A 23342-nucleotide genomic window follows, 5' to 3' on the forward strand; every position below is an offset into this window, starting at 1 on the left:
AACAGTGGTGTAATTATGGCACAAGCAAAATCCGGCGATACCGTTCAGGTGCACTATACCGGCACTCTAACCGACGGAACCGTATTCGATTCATCAGAGGGGCGTACCCCGCTGGAATTTACGGTTGGTAGTGGTCAGGTCATCAAAGGCTTTGACGAAGGAGTAGCTGGGATGAACCAGGGCGAAAAGAAAACCATCAACATTCCGGTGGAAGATGCCTATGGTCCAACTAATGAAGAAATGATTTTTACGTTAGATCGATCCGATATTCCTGCCGATATCCCGCTCGAAGTGGGTATGACGCTTAATATGCACGAAGATGGCAATCCACGCCCTATTCCAGTGATTGTTCGCGACTTGACCGACACGAACGTTACGCTTGATGCGAACCACCCGCTGGCGGGACAGGATCTGGTATTTGAAGTTGAATTGGTTGGGGTAAAATCACCGTCAGGTTTGATTCTGTAACCGGTTAATCATTAGGTAAATGGGTAATTAGTTGATGAGGGCTTTTGCGTCAGCCAACTAATTACCCATTTACTGTATTTGCCGGTGAGTATCTATTCCTGTTCCTCTTTATCCAGTGCCAGTAAATCGCCTAATTCTCTGAGCGCTGTTTGAATTCCCCTAAGATTGGCCCGAGCAACGGATGCTGCCAGGGCAACAGTGATGGCTCCGATGTTAAGGGCTACTGTAATGGTATGAATATGCTGGAGCCCGGCTCTGGCGTCGTCCGTCGCCTGACGAATAGCTGCGGCCATTTCACCCGCCTGATTGAAAGCTGGACGAACCGCCAGGGATTGCAAATCCTGCGCGCGATTGAGTAGGCTATTCTGATAAGCGTTCAGATCGAGCTGTTGTTCGTGGGTAAACGCGGGCCAATGCATCACCTGAAACTCGTTCAGGGCGCGGGCCATTGTTCGGTAGCCGTTTGCGATACTGACGATTTGTTCAAAGGTGAAGTCTTCCATGAGTATGAGTTAGTGACTCCAGACTGGACTGGAGCTGTTGGCTTGTAAATCTATACGCGCGCACGCTGGCTAATGATGCTTTTCTAAACCATAATTGACTATTTTCATATAGACTGTTGGAACCTAGGCCGCAATTATTAATTATGCTTACCTGAATTAATAAGGCTTGGTATTTAACTACGTTAGCCTTTAGTTGAAAGCATTGACGTAATTCGTTCTGGACATCCCGGAAAAAATCAATTTGACTGAAATTAGCGTAAATGCGGAACGTTTGAGAGCGCCATCCTGCACCCATTGCGTATAAATTGGGGTAAATGTTGAAAACTATAGGTTGAATTGGTGTATGTTTCGGGATGTTCTGGATGTATTAACGGTTTAGTTGAAACGAACCTGTTTATCCATAAAATAGAAGCAGAAACAAATACTGATAAAATCGTATCATACAAATACTTCAGACTGATGCCGTAAAATAAAACGTTGTAAACCGATTGTTACTATAAATCGCTGACTTTTGAACGAACGGTCATTCGCGAAAGGCTGAGAGGGGATAATTGGCGTTAGTTCAGGATGATTCTTTTCGACAATACGAGCCGATTTGCCTGCACTAAGTGAAGCTCTGGGGTCAATAAGTTGCCGACAAACATACTGGGACGTATCAGGAGATTTGATTTTGGTGGCTGAGCCAGGAATGGAAAACAATGCAAGTCAGATACAAATTTAACTAAACAAAAATCCCGCTGTATTCGTAAGAACACAGCGGGATTGGGGAATTGGGTGTGTAACCAGACTTGTCCGAAAAGACCGATCACTTGAGTTGAATAAAACGTACTAATTTAGCCAGTGGCTAACCGCGTTAACCCGTCAGCAACTTAGTGCTTAATGTCGACGCGGGTCGTAAATTGCTTCTGATTCGGGCCAACTACAAACGTGTAGGCACCATCGGGCAAAGCTGACAAATCGAACCGGCGAACTGCACCTTTAAATGAATCTACCTGAACCAGCACATTCTGGGCATCGTAGATGGCGACATTTGCCTCATCTACATTCTTAGCGGGCAAGTTCACTTCAAATTTGTTCTTTTCGTAAGCCAGAACCGAAGGCTCCATCACCTGTTGCAGGTTACGTTCGTCGATGCTAAGGGTGTTTCCTTTGATCGTCAATCCCTGCGACAACCACCATGAATTGTTACCCGCTGTCAGAAAATACTGACCATCGGGCAGGCCGTTCAGGTTGAACGAGGTAGCCCCTTTTTTATTCTTGCTAATAAGACCACGGTAGAGCAGGTTGCCGTCGGCATCGATAATGGCCACGTCAATCGGCGATGCCGTTTGTGTATAAACGCGTACTTTCTTTTGTTCGGACTTCTCAATTTTCACCCCATTCGCTCCTGCACCATTGTCGGCTTTAGCATCTCCCATGCCTGCCAGACCCCATACTGAAAGTAGTACAGCAATTGATAAACGGAACTGTTTCATTTGGTTTGAATTTTTTGTTTTACCGTGACAAAGGTGTGCGCTATTCACTATTTATTGCAATAGGGGTAGTGTTGATTATCAGGTATTTAAGAAAAGTTCATCTAAAAAGACAATCGAATATAGGTATTTTAGGCTGATTATTGGAAAAGTACAACAAGTCCATCTAAATTGCGTATGATTTGTATTTTTCTAATAATTCTAATTTTTAGGACTATCTATTTTTCGATAACTAATTTTCATATGCAAAGTGCAATTCTTGCAAAATCAACCAAATTAATAAGCGAATCCATAGGCCTATTTTACAAGCTCTGATTGGCTGCTCAGATGCTATTTCGACATCGAAAGACCCAGGCGAACCCGACTCGATTTGGTTTTGTCTGGGTCTCCATCAGATAAAAAAAGGATTGATCCTGCTAAAGATCAATCCAAAAACAATGGAATAATAACGGATCACATCAGAATATTGTCGACCGCCTGTACGCGCTTAGGCAGGTCTGTTTCACCGAGCATATCGCGCAGATCGATCTCGATATTGCGACAGATAGCCGTCATGGGAATATCGTTGATACTATTTTCGAACGGATTTTCGCTTGTATCACCAACAATTTCCATGGTGTTGAATATCCAGGCGATAACAGTGAAGAAAGGAACTGTCAGCCAAACATGCCAGCCGCTTACTTTTGCCATTTCAGTTAGTAAACCATAGGGGAGCACTGCAATGAATACCCAGGTAAAAACATAGCTGAAATAGGCATATTGCCGCGGAAACGGGAAGGATTTAATTCGTTCGCAAGCTCCCTGCTGATTGTAAAATTCAACCAGCATTCGCTCCAGGTCGACGTGGTAATAGTCAGTAAGATAACCTGCTTCCCGTAGCTCCCGAAGTTGTTCCGACTGCTCCCGAAGCAGAAACGTAGCGGGATTTGGATGCTGAATAATCGATTCAATTTCCTCTTCGGACAGGAACCGGCTTAGTTCTTTATCCAGACTACATTGCCTGAATGCCGCAATGCGTTCGATAACTTCAGAGGCAGGGTTATGGTGAAGTTCCCAGACGGGCTTCTGCCGGAGCTGAACTCGTATCGCATTTATATAGGCCAGATGACGATAGATGAGCGTTTGCCGGAGTTGTTTTAATTCACCTTTGGCCAGTGGATTGTTCGTATGTTTAGCATTCAGGTAATCAAGTACCATAATACTCCACGAACGGCTTGCATTCGTAATACTACCCCAGATCCGCCGGGCTTCCCACAGCCGATCGTAGGAGGAGTTATTTTTAAAGCCGACGTAAAAGGCAACGGCCGTTCCGATGGTGGCAACCGGCACAAACGGTATGGCGAGGAACCTCCATCCGGCAATGGAATAAAGAAGGCAGATGAGCGTCGAATAGCATAAAAAAAGGAGAATGGCTCGCCAGGTGAACGGAAAAACAATGTGAAAAGGGACGCGTTTGGTTGTAAACATGGTCAGTTGGAATGAGGTAAGATGAGGATGGTTATTTCGGTAATCCCCTAAAATAAGGGGATAATTGATAATAAAATGTAAACGGTGTCAACTGGCGTGTGGCAAGCTTAATTTCTTATCTTGCTGCCTGCAAAAAATCTTATTTTCTTCATGGAGAGCGTACTCAAAGGCCAGATTGCCCTAATTACCGGAGCCAGTAGCGGCATCGGAGCAGGTGTTGCGAAGTCGCTGGCAGCTGCCGGGGCTACCGTTGTAGTCAATTATCCGGTCGAGGCCACAAAGCCGGCCGCCGATGACGTACTGAAAGAAATTACAGATGCAGGCGGCACAGGTATTGTAGCCCAATGTGATGTCAGCAAAGAAGATCAGGTGATCAAGATGTTCGCTGATGTAGTCGCTCAGTTCGGCACCGTCGATATTCTAATCAATAATGCGGGTCTGCAACGCGATGCCAAGTTTGACGAAATGACACTCGATCAGTGGAATACGGTCATTAATGTTAATCTGACGGGCCAGTTCCTGTGTGCCCGCGAAGCCATCCGCGAATTCCTCCGCCGGGGGCCGCGCCCGGAGGTTTCTGTCGCAACGGGTAAAATTATCTGCATGAGTTCCGTCCATGAGCTGATTCCGTGGGGAGGTCACGTAAATTACGCTACCTCAAAAGGCGGTATTAGAATGCTGATGCAGTCGCTGGCGCAGGAGTACGGCGATCGCCAGATTCGGGTCAACAGCATTTGTCCCGGCGCTATTCAAACGCCTATCAACCGGGCAGCGTGGGAAACGCCACAGGCCTTGAATAGCTTAATGACATTAATTCCCTATAATCGCATCGGACAGCCACAGGACATTGGGAACCTCGCCGTATTTCTTTCGTCCGATCTGTCTGACTACATAACCGGAGCCAGCATTTTCATTGATGGCGGTATGACCGTGTTTGAAGGGTTCTCAACCAATGGGTAAAAGAAAATTTACGGAATAGGCTATACGGTTGAGCGCAATCGTATAGCCTGTATCCTAGTTAATATCTCATATACAATACATTGACCACCGAACAACAACGTTTAGAAGATCCTGCCTGGCGGCAATGGGGTCCTTATGTTTCAGATCGCCAGTGGGGTACCGTTCGTGAAGATTACAGTGCCAATGGCGATGCCTGGAATTTTACGACTCACGACATGGCTCGCAGCTATACCTACCGCTGGGGCGAAGAGGGAATTGCTGGCTTTTGTGATGATAAACAACAGTTATGTCTGGCACTCACACTCTGGAATGGCAAAGACCCGATCCTGAAGGAACGCTATTTCGGGCTCACTAACGGTGAAGGGAATCATGGCGAAGATGTGAAGGAACTGTATTACTATCTGGATAATACGCCAACGCACTCCTACCAGCGGATGCTCTACAAGTATCCACAAGCCGCCTATCCCTATGAACAACTGATCGTCGAAAATCGCCACCGGACACGGCAGGACCCTGAGTTTGAACTGCTCGATACGGGCCTGTTCGATCAGGACCGCTATTTCGATGTGTTTGTTGACTATGCAAAAGCGGGACCACAGGATATATTAATGACGGTGACTATCTATAACCGGGGTCCCGAAACGGCTGATTTATACGTGTTGCCTACTCTCTGGTTTCGGAATACGTGGATTTGGGGCGATGACTCCGATGGTGTGCCAAGCCTGCACCCTCAATTATCACTTCTGCCAGATGGAACCGTATTAGCTGAGCAAACGCAGTTGGGACGCTATTTCCTCCATGCCGAAGGACAACCCGACTGGTTATTCTGCGACAACGAAACCAACCTGGCCCGGCTTTATAATACACATATCGGCTCCCGCTATCCGAAGGACGGCATCAACGATCATGTGTTATACGGAGCTAATACCGTTAATCCAAAGATGATCGGTACGAAAGTGGCCGCTCAGTATAAAGTAACACTCGCGGCCGGGGAGTCGCAAACCATCCGATTGCGGCTGAAATCCGACAATGCGAGCAATCTTCAGACTGATTTTGACGACATAGTTGCGAAACGCAGGATCGAAGCCGACGAATTTTACGCCCATATTCATCCGGACAAAGCAACGGATGATGAGAAACTGGTTCAGCGTCAGGCATTTGCCGGTATGCTCTGGAGTAAGCAATATTACTACTACGATGTGTCGCGCTGGCTGGCCGGTGACCCTAACAGCCCTCCTCCGCCCCCAGAGCGGGCCAGGGGCCGAAACCATACCTGGCTTCAGCTCATCAATGCGGGCGTAATTTCGATGCCCGACAAATGGGAATATCCGTGGTATGCGGCCTGGGACTGGGCGTTTCACTGCGTTACGTTTGCCGTTATCGATCCGGGTTTTGCCAAACAGCAACTGATGCTGCTCACAAACGAGTGGTATATGCACCCAAACGGTCAGTTGCCTGCCTACGAGTGGTCATTTAGCGATGTAAATCCGCCTGTTCATGCCTGGGCTGCGTGGCGGCTCTATCATATGGAGCTGGAGCGAAAGCCGCCGGGGGAGGAAGATATTCGTTTTTTGCGGGGTATTTTTCATAAGCTGATGCTCAACTTTACGTGGTGGGTGAACCGTAAAGATGAGTCTGGAAACAATATTTTTGAAGGTGGTTTTCTGGGCCTGGATAATATCGGGGTCTTTGATCGAAATGCTGTTTTACCGGATGGTAGCCACCTCGAACAGGCCGATGGTACAAGCTGGATGGCCATGTATGCGCTCAACATGATGCGTATAGCGCTCGAACTGGCTCAGCACGACTCGGTATACGATGAATTGGCCACTAAGTTTTTTGACCATTTCCTCTACATTGCGGGTGCTATGACCAACATCGGAGAGGGCAATATGGGGCTTTGGGATGAGCAGGATGGGTTCTTCTACGATCAAATCCGGATGTCGGATGGGAACGTTAAACGAATGCGGGTTCGAACAATGGTCGGGCTAATTCCAATGTTTGCCGTTGAAATTCTGGATGATAAGATCCTGAAATCCCGGCCCGCCTTTCTGGATCGCATGGAATGGTTCCAGAGCCATCGTCCCGACCTGTATAGCCAGGTTTCGCGTTATACTGAAACCGGAAAGAGCGAAAAGCGCTTACTGAGTTTGCTACGGGGCTTTCGGCTTAAATCGTTGCTCAGTAAAATTCTCGATGAAAACGAATTCCTGAGTCCGCATGGCATACGGGGCGTTTCGAAAGTGTATCGTGACCAGCCATACGAGTTCACGTTGGACAACACGATTTTTCGGCTCGTTTATACGCCCGCTGAAAGTGATAGCGCCATGTTTGGCGGTAATAGCAACTGGCGAGGGCCAGTCTGGATGCCGTTGAACTACCTGATGGTAGAAACGATCCAGCAATTCTACGACTATTTTGGGGATGAGTTCACAGTCGAATATCCGATCGGATCGGGAACGCAGATAACCCTTAAGGAAGTAGCCCGTGAACTGACTAACCGGCTTATCAGTCTATTTATAGTGGACGAAACCGGTCGGCGGACTACGTTTGGCCAGCATCCCAAATACCAGGACCCTCACTTTCGTGATTACGTACTGTTCTACGAATATTTTGATGGTGATAATGGCCGGGGCGTAGGAGCCAGCCACCAAACGGGCTGGACGGGTCTGGTAGCCGAATTGATAGACCGAAAATACGATAGTTTGCAGTAATCGAAACCGGATAAAATCAGGCGAAAATGATTTTTGATGCTATTGTTGTTGGTCTGGGAGCCGTAGGAAGCGCAACGCTTTATCAACTGGCCAAACAGACCCCACACGTGCTGGGATTAGATCAATTTAGTCCTCCTCACACAATGGGCTCTACGCATGGTGATACACGCATTACGCGGCAGGCCATTGGCGAAGGGGCTTATTTTGTGCCACTAGCCTTGCGATCATACGAGATCTGGCAGGAGCTTGAAGAGCTAACGGAGCAGCAATTATTGACGAAAACCGGGGGACTTTTTATAGGTAAAGAACATTCAGCTGTCCAGACCCACCATAAACCCGGTTGGTTAACGACCACCATCGAAGCCGCAGAACAGTTTGGAATAGCGCACCAGATTCTGGATAATACGACCCTTCGGGAGCAGTACCCACAGTTTCGCTTTCGCGATGACGACATTGGTTATTACGAACCTGATGCGGGTTTGCTTAAACCGGAATTATGTGTTTCGGCGCATTTGAATCAAGCCCGGATAAATGGAGCTTCCGTCCGAACGAATGAGCGAATGCTATCATTTACCGAAACCGATACTGGCGTTACCGCTCGAACGAATCTTGGAGAATATATGGCTAAAAAACTGGTGCTGACTACCGGTTCCTGGGTGACAGCGTCGCTTTACGATACGCTTTATCGCAATTTACTGACGGTTTATCGACAGGTCCAATACTGGTTTGATGTTCAGGAAAGCCATGCTGCGTTCACTTCTGATCATTTCCCGGTGTTCATCCTGAGTGATCGGGATGTGTATGGATTTCCGGCCGTTGGTAACTCCAGCGACGGAATTAAAATTGCAATGGAAACGTATGCGAAATCCACAACGCCCGATGCCGTTAATCGTGTCGTTTCTGAGGCTGAAACAAGATCTATGTATGATCAGTACATAGCACCTAACTTTATCGGAATTGGCCCTAAATGCATCAAATCCGCCGTTTGCCTGTATACGATGACCCCCAACGGTGATTTTGTGATCGACAATCACCCAAACTATCAAAATGTATTGGTAGCCTCCGCCTGCTCGGGTCATGGATTTAAACATTCGGCCGCTGTGGGGCAGGTTCTGGCCGAGCTGGCCTTACAAAATCGAACAGATTTTGATATAAGACCTTTCAGGCTGGATCACTTTGTTGTTTGAAAATTGCTTTTCGTTTAAGCCAGCAGTACAAAAATTAGCGCTATAATAGCCGGTAATGCCTGAACGAAGAAGATGGATCGTTGAGCAGTGGCGGCTCCATAGACACCGGCAACGATAACACAACCCAGGAAAAAATAGCTCACGTTTTTGCTCCAGACTGGATCGGTAATCAACAGCGACCAAACCAGTCCTGCTGCTAAAAAGCCATTATAAAGCCCCTGGTTAGCAGCCAGTGCCTTTGTTGGCTCGAACAAATCGGGTGATAACGATTTGAACGTTTTTCGCCCTCTGGTCGTCCAGGCGAACATCTCAAGCCACAAAATGTACAGGTGTTCTACAGCTACAAACCCGATTAAAATCTGGGATAGTATGGTCATGGCTGGCGGGTTTAGTCGTTGGGATATGGGTGTTTTCGTAAATGTGCTGAAATTACCGATAGCCCCTGCTGCGCTGTCGTTAATTTTTATACAAGTGGTGTTAACAGCGAGTAATGAATGGAGTCATGAAAGCGTCCTTTGTAGAATTGATTTTCTTTAAAATGGGCTTCTTTTTGAAAACCAGCCTTTTTCAGAACGCTGGCTGACGCCGTATTCTGAGGAACAACTATACCCTCAATAGAGTGAAGTTTCATTTGCTGAAAACCGTAATCAACCACGGCCGAGAGCGCTTCCTGCATAATACCCTGTCCCCGGAAATCAGCGCTTAGTAAATAGCCAACTTCAGCCCGATGGTGTTCTTTAGCCATCCTGACGTACCCAATGGTGCCAATTACGGTAGGTTTATTGTTCAGCGTGATCCCCCAGGTTATACTCTCATTTTTTCGAATACCATCGTTTATGGATTGAATCAGTTGAAACGCATCAGCGACGGATTGAGCAATCGGGCGGGGGATAAACCGCATGATTTCCGGGTTGGAGCGAAGGGCGAAGAAATCGGTTTCGTCTTCTCGTTTCATCTGCCTTAAGATCAGGCGATTCGTCGTTAATTCTGGGAAAGGAGTAAAGTTGATAGCAAGCATGCCGTTTTCTGACTATGAACCTGTATGTGCCGTGTTGCGCCGAATATACTAAAAAAGCCTTCCGATAAATCAGAAGGCTTTTTGATTGCTTTATAAATTGACTCACGCCCGAACGGGCTTCAATACGGTGAACCGTTGCTGAAGCAGATAATAACCACCAAATAGAACGGCACTAAAAAACAGATCGCCCAATAGTCCATTCAGGAAGAAAGATGTACCGTTGTAAAACGCTAATCCGGCAGCATAACAGGTCATCAGACCGGCTGGCGTTTGCGGATAAAATGAACTGCCGTACCATACGGCAAAATTCGTGATCAGGAAAAAGAGAACTGACGAGGTAACTGAAGCGGCAGCAATACGGACAGCGGTGGGCTGACGGAGTGCCCACAGGCCAAGTAGCCAGGTCAGACCGAAACTGACGTAAACGGCCACCATGTTGCCGTGAAAACCAATCAGGGCATCACTCAGCAGCATGGCCACTGCCGGGGCTACCAAACCAAGCCATTTCCGTTCGAAGGTGGCCGCTCCAAACAGCGCCAGTGCGGCAATGGGCGTAAAGTTAGGCCAGTGTGGCAGCAAACGGAATAAGGCTGTTGCCAGGACAATGACGCTAAGCGTAATCAGACGAATTTGTAGCGATTTCATGAGAATCTATCAGCGATTAATGAATTGAATCGTGTATGAGGACTCCGTTAGAGTCAGTTTTGTAACCGCGCCATAATCGAGATTAAGACGATAGGCGTTTTGCAAAGATAAATCCAGAAACAGACACAGCAAAGCCCTGATTACGCCCCCATGTGATACAATGAACACCGGCTGAACGGTTTGAGTTTGGGCAAGCGGCTGAATTGTATCCTGCCAGAATGATCTAACCCGTTCGAAGACATCATTGAAATTCTCACCATTTGGTGTTCTGACGTTCACGAAGTCGGCCATCCAGGGGTCCAGAGCATCACGGCCAATTTCGGCCCAGGGCGTCATTTCCCAATCCCCGAAAAAGAATTCCTTGAGCCGGTCGTCAAACTGTACGGTCAGTGGATGTGGGTTTACCACTTTGGTTTGGCCGGGCGCGGTTTCGATCTGGCTTGTATGGGCAAATACTACCGCCAAATCGTTGGCTAACCGCTGACAACGGCGTAGGGGCGATGAGAAAATAGCGATAGGATCGTCGGGCAAATTGGTCAGTAACCGATCGCGTTGTTCTTCATAGGTGTCGGCTAAGTCTACGTCCGACTGTCCGTAAGCAACACTTCGGCCAACGGCAACTTCAGTATGGCGAATCAGGTAAACATCCATGAGGTGTATGTTGTAGCACGTAAGAGAGTTGAGAAAAGCTATGGCGTATGCCGCTTATCGTCTGGTTAAATCGAAACCCATAAGAGTGACACAAACGACAGATAGACAACAACTTCGGTAATCTGTTGGACGGCTCCTAAACAATCACCTGTGTAGCCACCGAGCCATTTTTTGAAAAACCAGATGAATCGCCAGCGAACCAGCACCAGCGGAATCAGGAAAAGTAAATAAATCCAGAGTGTCGTGTAAATGACTAAAGCCACTAACGGAACAAGCCCGAAAAAAGCAGCAATTGCCAGTTGTCCAGTTGTAATGCCCTGAGCAATGGGTTTTGCCTTGGCGTCGAGGTCTTCACGGGCGTAAGGGAGCGCACGAATAACGGTTGCGGCCGTTAATCGACTCAGGCTATGGGCCGAAATGTATTTCAACGCCACTGCCCAACCGAATGTTTCGGCACTCAGCATCGATTGCAGGGTAAAAAATTTAACTGCCAGCAGTAAGCCCAGGCCAATGGTTCCATAGGTTCCCAGGCGGCTGTCTTTCATAATAGCGAGGATTTTCTCTTTCGTCCAGCCACCGCCAAATCCGTCGCAAACGTCGGCAAATCCATCTTCGTGAAAAGCACCTGTTATCCAGACCGTTGCGATCATGCTGAACAATACGGGTAAGGAAGCCGGTGGAAACAGTACCGTACAGAGCCAGTACACGCCAACCCCGATACCACCCACAATCCAGCCGATAAGTGGAAAAAACACCGTTGACCGATTTAACGCATCGGCTGAATGGTCGATGTTTTTCGGAACCGGCAGGCGGGTATAGAACATGAGGGCGGTAAAGAAGAGTCGCAAGGGGAGGGGCGTTTTGGGTGGGCAGTTTACAGTATTCAGTATGAGTCATTTGAAATCTTTATCAATGAGGTATGCTACGGTTTCCTGTTTCGCAAAAAGAACCGTGCCACACCTCATTGACAAAGTCCTGTTAGTCTAAAATATCCATCGTTGCCATCTCGTTCAGCATGTTGACGGCTGCCTGTACGATTGGATAAGCGAGTGCGCAGCCCGTACCTTCACCTAACCGCAGGTCAAGATTGAGCAACGGCCGAACGCCCAGGAAGCGAAGCATTTGCTGATGCCCGGCTTCGTCGGATTGATGACAGAAAATACAGTTTTGCAGCACTGCTGGGTTGAGGGCGTGAGCGACCAACAAGGCTGAGGTAGCAATGAAACCATCGACCAGGATAATCATACCGTTTTCTGCGGCCTGTAACATACCCCCCACGATAGCCGCAATTTCTAGGCCACCCACTGTCGCTAAAATAGCCATTGGATCGGTCAGACCTATGTGATGGGAAGCCACTTCCTGCAAAATGGCTAGCTTATGCGCCAGCCCGGCATCGTTCAGTCCGGTACCGCGCCCAACACATTGTTCGAGTGGTAGACCCGTCAGGCGGTGCATGAGTAGGGTAGCGGGAGAGGTATTCCCAATGCCCATTTCGCCAAAACCAATGATGTTGCAGCCGCGATACTGAATCCCGTTCACCAACGTTTTTCCGGCGTCTATGGCCGCAGCACATTCGTCGGGAGTCATGGCGGGTTCATAACGCATGTTTCGGGTGCCGGGCCGGATTTTATATTTAACGAAGCTGGGCGTGTTCTCGTCAAACGATCCATTTACGCCAACATCACAAACCAGTAACGTCAACCCATTTTGGCGACAAAACACATTGATGGCGGCTCCGCCTGCAATGAAGTTTTTAACCATGCCATAGGTAATATCGGCCGGGTAAGCACTAATACCCTCAGCGGCCAGCCCGTGATCGCCCGCGAAAACAAGCAGGTGTGGATTGGTTAGAACAGGTGTCTCCGTTTGCTGAATCAGCGCAATCTGAAGAGCCAGTTCTTCTAATCGCCCCAGCGCACCCAGTGGTTTGGTTTTATTGTCGATACGCCGACGAATCGTTGTTTCGAGCGTAGTGAATGATGACGTGAATGTCATTGTTAAGTAAGAAGGCTTGATTCCGGTATTCGGCTTGGTCAGCCAACCGAATACCGGAAAATTGTAAATCAAATGCCGTAAGCTAGTGCTCGGCCAAGTTAAACCTATAAGCCGGGCCGCCGATGCGCCGGGCCGCCGATGCGGTGTCAAAAACCTTATAGGTTTGTCATGACTAGTACGTATACAATAGAAATTGGATGAGTACTAGGAAAGAATTGCCTCTAAATCGGCGGGAGAGTAGTTGATGCTCTTGAGTGTTTTATGGTCGGCATCGCGATAGACCAGGAATTTTCCGTCTGATTCGACAAAATGACAATCGACCCCTTTGGCCTGATATTGGGCAACCGTTGCTTCGGCCTCTTCGACTGTCAGGCAGGCTTTGCTCATGTTGGACCGTTGAACTTCGTCAAATAACGCTTTGAATTTATCGCCCAGACCAAACTCCAGAACGGCTCCCGATAACACATACTGTAAATCGCAGAGGGCGTCGGCTACGGCAACGAGGTCGCCTTCGGCAATGGCTTCCCGAAATTCGTCGAGTTCTTCAGCCAGCAGCGACACCCGAAGTTTACAACGGGCTTCGGATGGGATCTGGGGCGAGTCGAGAACGGGTGCATGAAACGTGCGGTGAAATTCCGCAACCTGGGTAAGTGAGTCTGGTGAATGCATTCTGAACTATGATTACGTTGATTAGATGATTTCGCTGACCTGGGCGTTAATAATCAGCTTGATTTTGGAGGGTCTATTGAGTTAGCGACCCGTTTAAACTGGAGACTTCGGGCACCAAAATTGATTAATAAACCAATTCTGAAGTGATAGGCTTCAAGGTAATTGATAGCCTGAACAAGATGGACATCCTCCAACTGAGTGACTGCTTTTAATTCGACTGCGAGAAAATTGTTGATCAGAAAGTCTACCCAACGTGCTCCAATTTGTAGACCTCGATAAAAAATGGGCATTTCCACTTCTCTGGCAAATGAGATTTGGGCTTTGTCCAATTCAATGGCTAAAGCTCGCTGGTAAATAACTTCCTGAAAGCCATTCTCTAACGGACAGTGCACTTCCTTAGCGCACCCAATAATTCGGCTGGTCAATTCTGAATGTTCGTAACAATTATCAATCATGTCAAGGTACGATGGTTATTTATTTCAACGAATCAGTGAAATCAATTGATCAGCGTAATCACAGTTCAGCTAGCAGGTTCGTTTTAAAAAGTTTAATGGCGATTGCCAGCAGGATAATGCCGAATATCTTGCGGAGTACGGCCAGACCGCCCGATCCCAATCGGGTTTCGAGCCATCCTGACGACTTTAGAACGGCATAGATCAGAAACAGATTCAGAATAATGCCGACAATGATATTCGCCGTTTGATACTCCGCGCGTAGGGAGATAAGGGTCGTTAGTGTACCGGCCCCGGCAATAAGCGGAAACGCAATGGGCACAATGTGCGTTGCTCCGCCCGTACTGCTTTCATCCGGTTTGAAAATCGTGCGACCCAGAATCATTTCCAGGCCAATCAGAAAAATGATGAGAGCTCCGGCTACGGCAAACGACGCAACGTCAACGCCAAACAGTTTCAGGAGACGTTCGCCAACAAATAAAAATGACACCATCAGGGCCCCCGATACGAACGTTGCCCGTTCTGACTCGATCTTGCCGACTTTTTTTCGGAGATCGATAATGACAGGCAATGAGCCAATCACATCAATAACCGAAAATAGAATAAGGGTGACCGAGGCAATTTCTTTTATATTAAACATGGTATTCTTTGGTCATTCTGAAAACGTTACTGTTGGAATGACAAAAGGAATTGTTTTAAGGTTTCAATCTCATCATCCGTAATGGCGGGGAAGTTGGCAATACGGAATGTCGTCGTTTTCCAGTCGCCATACCCGTTACCAAGGGTGATCCCTGCCTGTTGAGCTGCTTGTTTGATGGCCTTGATAGCCGCTTCGGACCCTTCAACGGCTATGACCGTATCGGATCGCTCGGCCGGATTGTCGATCAGTAACCGAAAGGGCGATGTGTTCATTTCCTGCTCGAAAAACGAATACCAGGCCGCACTCCGTTTTTTGGTGATAGCGTCTACCTCAGCAATAGGCGGAATTTGCTGTAACACGCGCATCAGCAGGTAGATACCAAGGCCGTTGGGCGTATAGGGCGTCTGGAATTTGGCAAAGTTTTCGTGGATGAACAACAGACTGTTATAGTGATCGTTTTCGCCGATTTCCTGCGCCCGTGTGAGGGCCGCAGGTGAATAAACCAGCACAGCCAGTCCGGCTGGCAACCCGAAACATTTTTGTACAGATGCAAACCAAACATCGGCCAGTGTCCAGTCGAACTGGATACCCGCCATTGATGAAACCGAATCGACGGCAATCAGGGCAGACCCTTCATTACTCGAAAAATCCCGCCGGAATTGAGCGAGTGTTTCCATCGTGACCTGGGTTCCGTTGGACGTTTCATTCTGGACAAGGCAAAGTACATCGGCCTCATTGAGTTCGATCGGCGGTTTAATCTTGTAGGCATATTCAGCCCATTTTTTGCCGAATGCGCCACTGTATGGATGTAAACTAGCCTGAACCGTCAGCGATTGGGTCACAATCTCCCAGCACTCCGTTGCCGAGGATACAAGGGCGATATGATAATCGGCCGGAATGGCGAGTTTGTCGTGTAAAAGCCGGACTGTTTCTTTCACAATGTCCATAAACCCCGCGCTACGGTGGTTCAGACTGACAATGCCTTCGCGTACGGCTTCGGCGGCATAGTCGGCTACCTGCGGATAAACTTTCGACGGCCCTGGGTAAAAGGTGATCATGGTGTTCGATACTGGAGGATGGACAATGAATACTGTAAAGATGGAGCCTTCCCTAACAAGCTAAGCGCTGGTATCCATGTCTCATTAGCCATTAGTTAATAAAAAACGAACGGCCATTTCATACCCTTTGAGCCCTAGACCGACGATAACTCCTTTGCATTTAGCCGACAGATAGCTGTGATGGCGAAATGATTCGCGGGCATGAACATTGGATATATGAACCTCAATGGCCGGGGCCGTTACCGCAGAAAGCGCATCGGCAATGGCAATCGAGGTATGGGTGTAAGCGCCAGCGTTGATCACGATGCCGTCGATCGTAAAGCCGAGTTCATGAATTTTATCCAGTAGCTCACCCTCGTGATTCGACTGAAAATAGCGAAGTTGCACATCAGGAAACATAGCTTCCAGCGTTTCCAGGTAATCCACAAAGGAGCGGTTACCATAAATATCGGGTTCGCGTTTGCCCAGCAGGTTCAGGTTGGGCCCGTTGATAATAAGAATCTGTTTCATAAAAATGTATACTGGATACTATAAAATGACTAGCTGATGGCTGTAGACGTCATGTTGTGCTACTTTAGCCGCCAGTCATTTTACATGGCCCATTATTTTATTCAACCTCTATGTGGCAAAGTTATATAAACGCCTTTAAGAACTACCTTAAACTCGAACGGTCGCTGTCCGAAAACTCAGTTGAGGCCTATCTACATGATGCCGAAAAACTCTATCAATACATGCTGTTGACCGATCCGGCAGTGTCGCCAATGGAGGTAACAGAGAAGCAGTTAATGAACTTTCTGGCCTATCTGGGTGAGCTGGGGCTTACGGCCCATAGCCAGGCCCGAATACTCTCCGGATTAAAGTCATTTTTTAAATACCTGCTGCTCGAAAATCTGATTCAGCGCGATCCGACCCAGTTGCTGGAGGCACCCAAGCTGGGCCGAAAGCTCCCCGATACACTCAGCTTTCCGGAAATAGAAGTCATGCTGGCGGCCATTGACCTCTCGACACCCGGCGGCACCCGCGACCGGGCAATGCTCGAAGTGTTGTATAGTTCGGGTCTACGCGTGACGGAGTTGCTCAATTTACGGCTAACCAACTGTTATTTCGATGCCGGATTTGTCCGTGTTCTCGGAAAGGGCGATAAAGTGCGACTGGTTCCGATCGGCGAAGATGCGATGTACTACACGCGCATCTACGTCGATCATGTGCGCTCGACGCTTGATGTGCAGAAAGGGGATGAGGATACGATCTTCCTGAATCTACGGGGTAAACAGCTTTCGCGGATTTCGGTCTTTACGACGATAAAAAAGCTGGCCGATGAGGTCAATATTAAAAAGAATATCAGTCCGCACACATTCCGGCATTCGTTCGCAACACACCTGATCGAAGGCGGGGCCGACCTGCGGGCGGTGCAGCAGATGTTAGGCCATGAGTCGATCACGACCACCGAAATCTACACCCACCTCGACCGCGATTATCTAAAACAAACGCTCAGAGAGTACCATCCCAGAAGTTCGAAGCGGAGTTGACTGATTTTCGAGACGCTATTTTATGGGGTTCGGTTGTGTCCGTTGAGGGACAATGACTGTCCATTTACGGACAAACTTTCTTCACAAAGAACGATAAAAGAGCCATTTTAAGCGGTTTTAGAAACTGTTGACGATTTGGCAGCAGATTTGTACGATAAAATATAAACTAATAAATCAGACGGTATGCGTCGAACGTATTTAGGCGAATTTGAAGAAGTGGTTTTGCTAATGGTAGCTATTCTGGATGGCGAAGGCTATGGGGTTACCGTTAGCCAGGCCCTCGAAGAACATACGGGCCGAATCGTCACCTTTGGTACCGTCCATAATACCCTCATCCGCCTGGAAGAAAAAGGCTTCGTTAAATCGGAGCTGGGCGGGGCTACCGCCGAACGGGGTGGACGACGCAAGCGCCTGTTCCGGGTTACAGCCCTGGGAAGCCGGGCGCTACAGGAAATACAACAGCTTCGGCACGAACTCTGGCAGATGGTTCCACCTCATACGCTTCGGCTGAGTGGCCTATGAACCCCGTTTCTCAACCACCCCGCTGGGCACGGCGGCTACTGGCCTGGTTGCATCCCTGGGACACTCTGGAGGAAGTCGAGGGCGATCTGGACGAACTATATGCCTATTGGTATAAGCGATCGGGCCCGAGGCAAGCCAGCCTGCGTTATCTGCTCAATGTAGTATCGGTATTGCCGCCTTTTGTGCGTCGACGACAGCGTAAAGAAGTGTACAGTCAATTATCAAGCCTGAAACCCATTATGATCCGTAATTATTTCAAAATCGCCTGGCGAAACATCGCTCATAATAAATCATTTTCGGCAATCAATATCCTGGGCCTGGCGCTGGGTATGGCGTGTAGTCTGCTCATTTTTCTGTGGATTCAGGACGAATTCAGGGTTGATGCCTATCATGCCAATGGTCCGCAACTCTACAACGTCATGGAACGTCAGTTCTACGATGGAAAAGTTGAAGCCAGCGCCGGAACGCCCGGATTACTGGCCGATGAGTTGAAAAAAGAGTTTCCTGAAATAGCGTATGCCGCTGGTCTGTCATGGGAGGAGGAACGAACCTTTTCGGTAGGGGATAAACTGAACAAGGAAAAAGGGCGAGCCGCCGGGGCGGATTGGTTCAGAATGTTTAGTATTCCGCTACTGGCCGGTACCGCCGAAACCGCGTTGGATGCTCCGGCCAATATTGCCATCTCACGGAAATTGGCAACTAACTATTTTGGCAGCCCACAGGCGGCTATGGGCAAGAGTATCCGGATTGGTAACAAAGAAGATTATCAGGTAAGCGCCGTTTTTGACGATATACCGAAAAATGGGTCGGTAACTTACGATTATTTGCTGAGTTGGTCAGATCTGTTGAAACACAATGAATGGCTGAAGGAATGGGGAACCAACGTACCCGAAACCCGAATTCAACTCCGGGTCGACCGCCATGGTGTTTCGGCAGACCCGGCTCGACTGGAAGCGAAAATGAAGTCGTTTCTGAAAAGCCGTAATCCAGGTATGGAAAAGCGTGGTTTAGACATTCAGCTTTTTCTGCAACCGTATGAGGACGCGTATCTGTATTCCAATTTTAAGAACGGATATCAGGAGGGTGGCCGCATCGAATACGTCCGGTTGTTTGGTATCGTAGCGGTTTTTATTCTGCTGATTGCCTGCATTAATTTCATGAATCTGGCCACAGCACGTTCTGTCAAACGGGCTCGTGAGGTTGGCGTTCGGAAGGTGGTTGGCGCGGGCCGGAACTGGCTGATCGGGCAATTTATTGGAGAAGCTATGGTCTTGACCTTCCTGGCCTTAGTAATCGCCCTGAGCCTGGTTTGGCTGCTGTTGCCCATTTTCAACAGCCTGACAGAGAAGCAGATAACGTTTCAGTTTGCTACAGCCTCATTCTGGTTTATGTTGTTTGGAATGACGCTCGTTACCGGATTGATTGCCGGAAGTTATCCAGCCCTTTTTCTGTCGTCGCTCAATCCAATTCGGGTACTGAAAGGCACCATTCGATTTGGCTCTGGTGCGCGGCTTTTCCGACAGGGTCTGGTGGTTTTTCAGTTTGCCCTGTCGATGTTGTTGATTATCGGAACGATCATTGTATACCGGCAAATTAATTTTATCCAGACCAAGAATCTTGGATTTGATCGGGATGGGATGCTTTACGTTTCTTCAGAAGGTGAACTGATGACGAAATACAGCACCTTCAAGCAGGAACTATTGCGAATGCCCGGCATTCAGGCCGTAACCAAAATGGATGGAACGCCAACCAATGGATTTGGGAGCACAGGCAACGTTCAATGGCCGGGTAAGGATACGACAACCAATGTCCAGTTTCAATTCTCGACGGTCGATTATGATTTCACGAAGACGCTGAAAGTAAACGTTGCCGGTCGGGATTTTTCGAGCGATTTTGGTGCCGATTCTGCCAATTTCCTCATTAACGAAACTGCAGCCCGGCGGATTGGCTATAAAGACCCGATTGGTAAGCCACTGACCATGTGGGGAAAAAAAGGGACAATCATTGGTGTCGTTGCCGACTATCACCAAAGCTCGATGCACACGCCCATTGAACCGTTCATTGCAAAACTGGGCCAGGGGAAAATTATTATTGTTCGCATCAAACCTGGCCAGACGAAGCAGGCACTGGCGAGCCTGGAAACCCTGGCGCGGCAAATGAACCCTAAGTTTCCGCTCACGTATCGGTTTGCCGATGAGGCTTTCCAGAAACTGTACCACAGCGAAACCGTAGTTGGGACACTGACCAATTACTTTGCGTTTCTGGCCATCTTCATTTCCTGTCTGGGTCTGTTCGGGCTGGCGGCTTTTATGGCCGAGCAACGGACGAAAGAAATCGGTGTACGCAAAGTGCTGGGCGCTTCGGTGACGAGCATCGTTGCCTTGCTTTCGCAGGATTTTCTCAAACTGGTATTAGTGGCCATTCTCATTTCCTCGCCAGTTGCCTGGTACGGTATGAGCAATTGGTTGCAGAATTATGCCTACAAGATTGACATCGATTGGTGGATTTTTGCCCTGGCCGGTCTGTTGGCGATTGGAATCGCATTACTAACGATCAGTTTCCAGAGCATCAAAGCCGCATTGATGAATCCTGTTCGCTCACTACGGTCAGAATAAAGACTGGCTAATGGACGATGTACCGCTCGGGCGTTTGCGGATTAAAACCTGTAACGATAAATGACCACCTAATTTCATTCGGCACTGAACATGATCCATTGGTCTTTATGAAACCTCGACCCGTCGAACCGCCCCGCTGGGCCCACTGGGTTTTAACCAGACTGCATCCTGAAGACACGCTGGAGGAAGTCGAGGGGGATCTGGATGAACTGTATAGGTACTGGTATGAGCGGGCAGGTCGTACTCAGGCCAACCTACGCTATGTGCTCAATGTGGTGTCGGTACTACCGCCCTTTGTGCGTCGACGACAGCGTAGAGCATACAATTACCCGGAGCGCCGGTCACCAGAATTTCGGACCACTTTTTTCCTTCATCCTGCTATGCTACGGAATTATGTCTTGATTGCGGTTCGGACGCTGAAAAAGCATCAGTTATACAGCATCCTCAACATTGGTGGATTGGCGCTCGGCATGGCCTGTTGTCTGCTGATTTCCCTGTATATATACGACGAGTTGAGCTACGACCGGTTCAATGCTAACTATAGGCGTATTTATCGGGTAATAGAAAAACAGAAGCAGGCGGAAGGCATTTTTGATGTGGCTGTTACGCCCGGTCCATTGGCGTCATCACTGCTGAAAGACTTCCCCGAAGTGGAGAAAACAACGCGCATTGGCCGATGGTCCGGCGTACTGACTCAGCGGAAGCAGGCCGTTGAGCCGGAGCAGATGTTGATCGTTGATCCTTCTTTTTTTAGCCTGTTTAATTTTTCGTTGATTGCAGGTAATCAGGCAACTGTATTTCGGGGGCCGAACGAGGTGATTTTTTCCGAGGCTATGGCTGAGCGATTCTTCGGGAAAGATTGGTCGGGCAAGAATATAGTCGGGCAATCGGTTCAGCTCAATACGCAGCAGAATCTACTGATCGTTGGGGTAGCCCGAAACCCACCCACCCGCTCGCATATCCAGTTCGATGTATTGCTGCCTTTTAAATGGCTCGAAAAAAACGACGAGTGGAGCATGAAGTGGAACAGCAACAGTTACCACACCTACCTCCTGTTACGTCCTGAACTGGCAGAATCGGGCAACTCGGATCGATTCGCTGATAAAATCAGAAGCCAGTTGAAACGGTATGATGGCGGTAACGAAACTCAATTGCTGCTGCAACCAATGTCGGATATTTACCTATACTCAAAATTCTCATTCGAGACGGATTGGGGCAAGCGAAGCGACATTGCTTACGTCCGCATCTTCATTGCGGTTGGGCTGATTGTCTTACTGATTGCCATCATTAACTTTATTAACCTGGCAACAGCCCGTGCCTCCGGACGAGCTAAAGAAGTTGGCATGCGTAAAACACTGGGCGCGCAACGGCTCAGCTTAGTCGGGCAGTTCCTGTGCGAAGCGCTGCTGATGACGGGGCTTGCTGTTTTTATGGCCCTGTTAATGGCCGAAGTGCTACTGCCGCTTTTTAATGATGTTGCCGGGACGGGATTGCAAATTCCCTATCATCTCCCTCTATTCTGGCTAACGCTGGCCGTACTGACGGGCGTTGTTAGCCTGCTAACCGGACTGTATCCGGCATTTTTCCTGTCATCATTTCGGCCTGCTGTCGTTCTAAAAGGCCTGTTTAATAGTCAGAAGGGCCTTGGTTTTCGGCAATCGCTGGTAGTCGGACAGTTTACGCTGTCTATCATCATGATCATTGGTACCGTGATCATTTATAAGCAGCTCGCCTACATGCAGACTGCCAAACTTGGATTTGACAAATCACAATTGCTGTATGTTCGGTTAAAGGGCGACCTTCGAAGTAAGGCGTGGCAATTCAAGGACCAGGTCGCGCAATTGCCGGGTGTTGCAAGATCATCGGTAACCACGAGTAACTTAGTTGGTATCATGAACTCAACGGTTGTTGAGTGGGAGGGACAAACGCCAAAAGATGAATTTCTGATGACGAACATGAATGTCGATCAGGACTTCATATCAACGACCGGCATGTCGATAGCGGCTGGACGGAATTTTTCAGCAAAAATTCCGTCTGATACGTCATCCAAACTACAGGCCTATCTGATCAATGAAACGGCGGCTAAGCGTATGGGTTGGTCATCTGCCACAGCGCTGGGCAAACGGATCAAACACTGGGGTCAGGAAGGCCAGGTGATTGGTGTATTGAAAGATTTTCATTTCCGGCCACTTCGAGTCGCTATTGAGCCATTCATTTTCCGTTTTCAGCCATCGAATCCTTATTTCAATCTATTGGTCAAAACGGAACCAGGCACGTTGTCGCGTACGCAGGCTGACATAGCAGCCGTGTATAAAAAACTCGATCCTGCCAACCCACTTTCCTACGGTTTTGTCGATCAGGACCTGGAGGCACAATACCGGGCCGAACAACGGGTGGGTCGCATCATTTTGTATTTCTCTATCCTGACAATTCTGATTGCCTGCCTAGGCCTGTTTGGACTGGCAACGTTCACGGCTGAGCAGCGGACTAAGGAAATCGGTATCCGGAAAGTACTGGGAGCATCGGTGGCCAGCATTACCTCTCTGTTGTCGAAAGACTTTCTGAGGTTAGTACTGATCGCGATCCTGATCGCCATTCCCATTTCCTGGTATGCGGTTGATCAGTGGCTGAAAAACTTTGCCTATAAAACAGCTATCGAGTGGTGGGTCTTCGCACTATCCGGGTTGTTAACGGTAGCTGTTGCGTTGCTGACAGTCAGCTTTCAGAGTATCAAAGCGGCCCTGATGAATCCCGTCAAGACCTTACGGAGCGAATAA

General features: G+C 48.4%; 22 protein-coding genes. 8 read left to right on the forward strand and 14 right to left on the reverse strand.

The window, feature by feature from the left end; genetic code table 11:
* Positions 1-15 precede the first annotated feature (15 nt).
* Complete coding sequence (locus GJR95_RS40895) at positions 16-468, forward strand: FKBP-type peptidyl-prolyl cis-trans isomerase (protein ID WP_162391370.1); 453 nt, start codon at positions 16-18, stop codon at positions 466-468.
* A 92-nt stretch (positions 469-560) separates the two neighbouring features.
* Here GJR95_RS40895 and GJR95_RS40900 read toward each other — a convergent pair whose 3' ends face one another.
* From GJR95_RS40900 to GJR95_RS40910, 3 genes are all read right to left on the reverse strand, one after another.
* Positions 561-971, reverse strand: coding sequence for a hypothetical protein (locus GJR95_RS40900; protein WP_162391371.1), 411 nt, complete (start codon positions 969-971; stop codon positions 561-563).
* Between the two features lie 869 nt (positions 972-1840).
* Positions 1841-2446, reverse strand: coding sequence for a T9SS C-terminal target domain-containing protein (locus GJR95_RS40905; RefSeq protein ID WP_162391372.1), 606 nt, complete (start codon positions 2444-2446; stop codon positions 1841-1843).
* A gap of 450 nt (positions 2447-2896) precedes the next feature.
* On the reverse strand, positions 2897-3910 hold the full coding sequence (locus GJR95_RS40910; protein ID WP_162391373.1) for a bestrophin family protein: 1014 nt from the start codon (positions 3908-3910) through the stop codon (positions 2897-2899).
* Between the two features lie 150 nt (positions 3911-4060).
* Here GJR95_RS40910 and GJR95_RS40915 point away from each other — a divergent pair, with 150 nt between their 5' ends.
* From GJR95_RS40915 to solA, 3 genes are all read left to right on the forward strand, one after another.
* The gene (locus GJR95_RS40915) at positions 4061-4870 is read left to right on the forward strand and encodes a glucose 1-dehydrogenase (RefSeq protein ID WP_162391374.1); all 810 of its coding nucleotides are present in this window, start codon (positions 4061-4063) and stop codon (positions 4868-4870) included.
* Between the two features lie 80 nt (positions 4871-4950).
* Positions 4951-7584 (forward strand): MGH1-like glycoside hydrolase domain-containing protein, encoded by a 2634-nt coding sequence (locus GJR95_RS40920; RefSeq protein WP_162391375.1) that lies wholly within the window; start codon positions 4951-4953, stop codon positions 7582-7584.
* Between the two features lie 26 nt (positions 7585-7610).
* Complete coding sequence (gene solA / locus GJR95_RS40925) at positions 7611-8771, forward strand: N-methyl-L-tryptophan oxidase (protein WP_162391376.1); 1161 nt, start codon at positions 7611-7613, stop codon at positions 8769-8771.
* 14 nt (positions 8772-8785) lie between these two features.
* Here the strand turns inward: solA and GJR95_RS40930 are convergent, their stop codons facing one another.
* The 11 genes from GJR95_RS40930 to aroQ form a co-directional block, all read right to left on the reverse strand.
* A complete protein-coding gene (locus tag GJR95_RS40930; RefSeq protein WP_162391377.1) occupies positions 8786-9148 on the reverse strand; it encodes a DUF1304 domain-containing protein in 363 nt (120 codons plus the stop codon).
* A gap of 86 nt (positions 9149-9234) precedes the next feature.
* The gene (locus GJR95_RS40935) at positions 9235-9789 is read right to left on the reverse strand and encodes a GNAT family N-acetyltransferase (RefSeq protein WP_162391378.1); all 555 of its coding nucleotides are present in this window, start codon (positions 9787-9789) and stop codon (positions 9235-9237) included.
* 102 nt (positions 9790-9891) lie between these two features.
* Complete coding sequence (locus GJR95_RS40940; protein ID WP_162391379.1) at positions 9892-10434, reverse strand: DUF6580 family putative transport protein; 543 nt, start codon at positions 10432-10434, stop codon at positions 9892-9894.
* Positions 10435-10443: 9 nt separating this feature from the next.
* The gene (cobC, locus tag GJR95_RS40945) at positions 10444-11085 is read right to left on the reverse strand and encodes an alpha-ribazole phosphatase family protein (protein ID WP_162391380.1); all 642 of its coding nucleotides are present in this window, start codon (positions 11083-11085) and stop codon (positions 10444-10446) included.
* Between the two features lie 65 nt (positions 11086-11150).
* Positions 11151-11933 (reverse strand): adenosylcobinamide-GDP ribazoletransferase, encoded by a 783-nt coding sequence (locus tag GJR95_RS40950; protein WP_317167035.1) that lies wholly within the window; start codon positions 11931-11933, stop codon positions 11151-11153.
* A gap of 130 nt (positions 11934-12063) precedes the next feature.
* A complete protein-coding gene (gene cobT, locus GJR95_RS40955; protein WP_162391382.1) occupies positions 12064-13080 on the reverse strand; it encodes a nicotinate-nucleotide--dimethylbenzimidazole phosphoribosyltransferase in 1017 nt (338 codons plus the stop codon).
* A 204-nt stretch (positions 13081-13284) separates the two neighbouring features.
* A complete protein-coding gene (locus GJR95_RS40960) occupies positions 13285-13749 on the reverse strand; it encodes a pyrophosphohydrolase domain-containing protein (protein ID WP_162391383.1) in 465 nt (154 codons plus the stop codon).
* A gap of 53 nt (positions 13750-13802) precedes the next feature.
* Positions 13803-14204 (reverse strand): GxxExxY protein, encoded by a 402-nt coding sequence (locus GJR95_RS40965; RefSeq protein ID WP_162391384.1) that lies wholly within the window; start codon positions 14202-14204, stop codon positions 13803-13805.
* A 58-nt stretch (positions 14205-14262) separates the two neighbouring features.
* Complete coding sequence (locus GJR95_RS40970; RefSeq protein ID WP_162391385.1) at positions 14263-14841, reverse strand: MarC family protein; 579 nt, start codon at positions 14839-14841, stop codon at positions 14263-14265.
* A 26-nt stretch (positions 14842-14867) separates the two neighbouring features.
* Positions 14868-15899 (reverse strand): aminotransferase class V-fold PLP-dependent enzyme, encoded by a 1032-nt coding sequence (locus GJR95_RS40975; RefSeq protein ID WP_162391386.1) that lies wholly within the window; start codon positions 15897-15899, stop codon positions 14868-14870.
* A gap of 84 nt (positions 15900-15983) precedes the next feature.
* Positions 15984-16409, reverse strand: a complete 426-nt coding sequence (gene aroQ, locus GJR95_RS40980; protein WP_162391387.1) for a type II 3-dehydroquinate dehydratase — start codon at positions 16407-16409, stop codon at positions 15984-15986.
* A gap of 110 nt (positions 16410-16519) precedes the next feature.
* On the opposite strand from aroQ, the gene xerD reads away from it, so the two are divergent.
* The 4 genes from xerD (at position 16520) to GJR95_RS41000 (ending at position 23342) form a co-directional block, all read left to right on the forward strand.
* A complete protein-coding gene (gene xerD, locus GJR95_RS40985; protein ID WP_162391388.1) occupies positions 16520-17428 on the forward strand; it encodes a site-specific tyrosine recombinase XerD in 909 nt (302 codons plus the stop codon).
* 183 nt (positions 17429-17611) lie between these two features.
* The gene (locus tag GJR95_RS40990) at positions 17612-17950 is read left to right on the forward strand and encodes a PadR family transcriptional regulator (RefSeq protein WP_162391389.1); all 339 of its coding nucleotides are present in this window, start codon (positions 17612-17614) and stop codon (positions 17948-17950) included.
* Positions 17947-20565 (forward strand): ABC transporter permease, encoded by a 2619-nt coding sequence (locus tag GJR95_RS40995; protein ID WP_232541023.1) that lies wholly within the window; start codon positions 17947-17949, stop codon positions 20563-20565. The genes GJR95_RS40990 and GJR95_RS40995 overlap by 4 nt, the downstream gene beginning before the upstream one ends.
* A 107-nt stretch (positions 20566-20672) precedes the next feature.
* Positions 20673-23342: an ABC transporter permease gene (locus GJR95_RS41000; RefSeq protein ID WP_232541024.1), complete on the forward strand. Its 2670-nt coding sequence runs from the start codon at positions 20673-20675 to the stop codon at positions 23340-23342.

Source organism: Spirosoma endbachense (assembly GCF_010233585.1).
GTDB classification, from domain to species: Bacteria; Bacteroidota; Bacteroidia; order Cytophagales; family Spirosomataceae; genus Spirosoma; species Spirosoma endbachense.

Coding starts and splice junctions, on each gene's coding strand:
- aroQ (WP_162391387.1), bottom strand. CDS start 16,409: ATGAAACAGATTCTTATTATCAACGGGCCCAACCTGAACCTGCTGGGC.
- GJR95_RS40895 (WP_162391370.1), top strand. CDS start 16: ATGGCACAAGCAAAATCCGGCGATACCGTTCAGGTGCACTATACCGGC.
- GJR95_RS40935 (WP_162391378.1), bottom strand. CDS start 9,789: ATGCTTGCTATCAACTTTACTCCTTTCCCAGAATTAACGACGAATCGC.
- cobC (WP_162391380.1), bottom strand. CDS start 11,085: ATGGATGTTTACCTGATTCGCCATACTGAAGTTGCCGTTGGCCGAAGT.
- GJR95_RS40915 (WP_162391374.1), top strand. CDS start 4,061: ATGGAGAGCGTACTCAAAGGCCAGATTGCCCTAATTACCGGAGCCAGT.
- cobT (WP_162391382.1), bottom strand. CDS start 13,080: ATGACATTCACGTCATCATTCACTACGCTCGAAACAACGATTCGTCGG.
- GJR95_RS40940 (WP_162391379.1), bottom strand. CDS start 10,434: ATGAAATCGCTACAAATTCGTCTGATTACGCTTAGCGTCATTGTCCTG.
- GJR95_RS40930 (WP_162391377.1), bottom strand. CDS start 9,148: ATGACCATACTATCCCAGATTTTAATCGGGTTTGTAGCTGTAGAACAC.
- GJR95_RS40970 (WP_162391385.1), bottom strand. CDS start 14,841: ATGTTTAATATAAAAGAAATTGCCTCGGTCACCCTTATTCTATTTTCG.
- GJR95_RS40990 (WP_162391389.1), top strand. CDS start 17,612: ATGCGTCGAACGTATTTAGGCGAATTTGAAGAAGTGGTTTTGCTAATG.
- solA (WP_162391376.1), top strand. CDS start 7,611: ATGATTTTTGATGCTATTGTTGTTGGTCTGGGAGCCGTAGGAAGCGCA.
- GJR95_RS40905 (WP_162391372.1), bottom strand. CDS start 2,446: ATGAAACAGTTCCGTTTATCAATTGCTGTACTACTTTCAGTATGGGGT.
- GJR95_RS40965 (WP_162391384.1), bottom strand. CDS start 14,204: ATGATTGATAATTGTTACGAACATTCAGAATTGACCAGCCGAATTATT.
- GJR95_RS40975 (WP_162391386.1), bottom strand. CDS start 15,899: ATGATCACCTTTTACCCAGGGCCGTCGAAAGTTTATCCGCAGGTAGCC.
- GJR95_RS40910 (WP_162391373.1), bottom strand. CDS start 3,910: ATGTTTACAACCAAACGCGTCCCTTTTCACATTGTTTTTCCGTTCACC.
- GJR95_RS40960 (WP_162391383.1), bottom strand. CDS start 13,749: ATGCATTCACCAGACTCACTTACCCAGGTTGCGGAATTTCACCGCACG.
- GJR95_RS40900 (WP_162391371.1), bottom strand. CDS start 971: ATGGAAGACTTCACCTTTGAACAAATCGTCAGTATCGCAAACGGCTAC.
- GJR95_RS40995 (WP_232541023.1), top strand. CDS start 17,947: ATGAACCCCGTTTCTCAACCACCCCGCTGGGCACGGCGGCTACTGGCC.
- GJR95_RS41000 (WP_232541024.1), top strand. CDS start 20,673: ATGAAACCTCGACCCGTCGAACCGCCCCGCTGGGCCCACTGGGTTTTA.
- xerD (WP_162391388.1), top strand. CDS start 16,520: ATGTGGCAAAGTTATATAAACGCCTTTAAGAACTACCTTAAACTCGAA.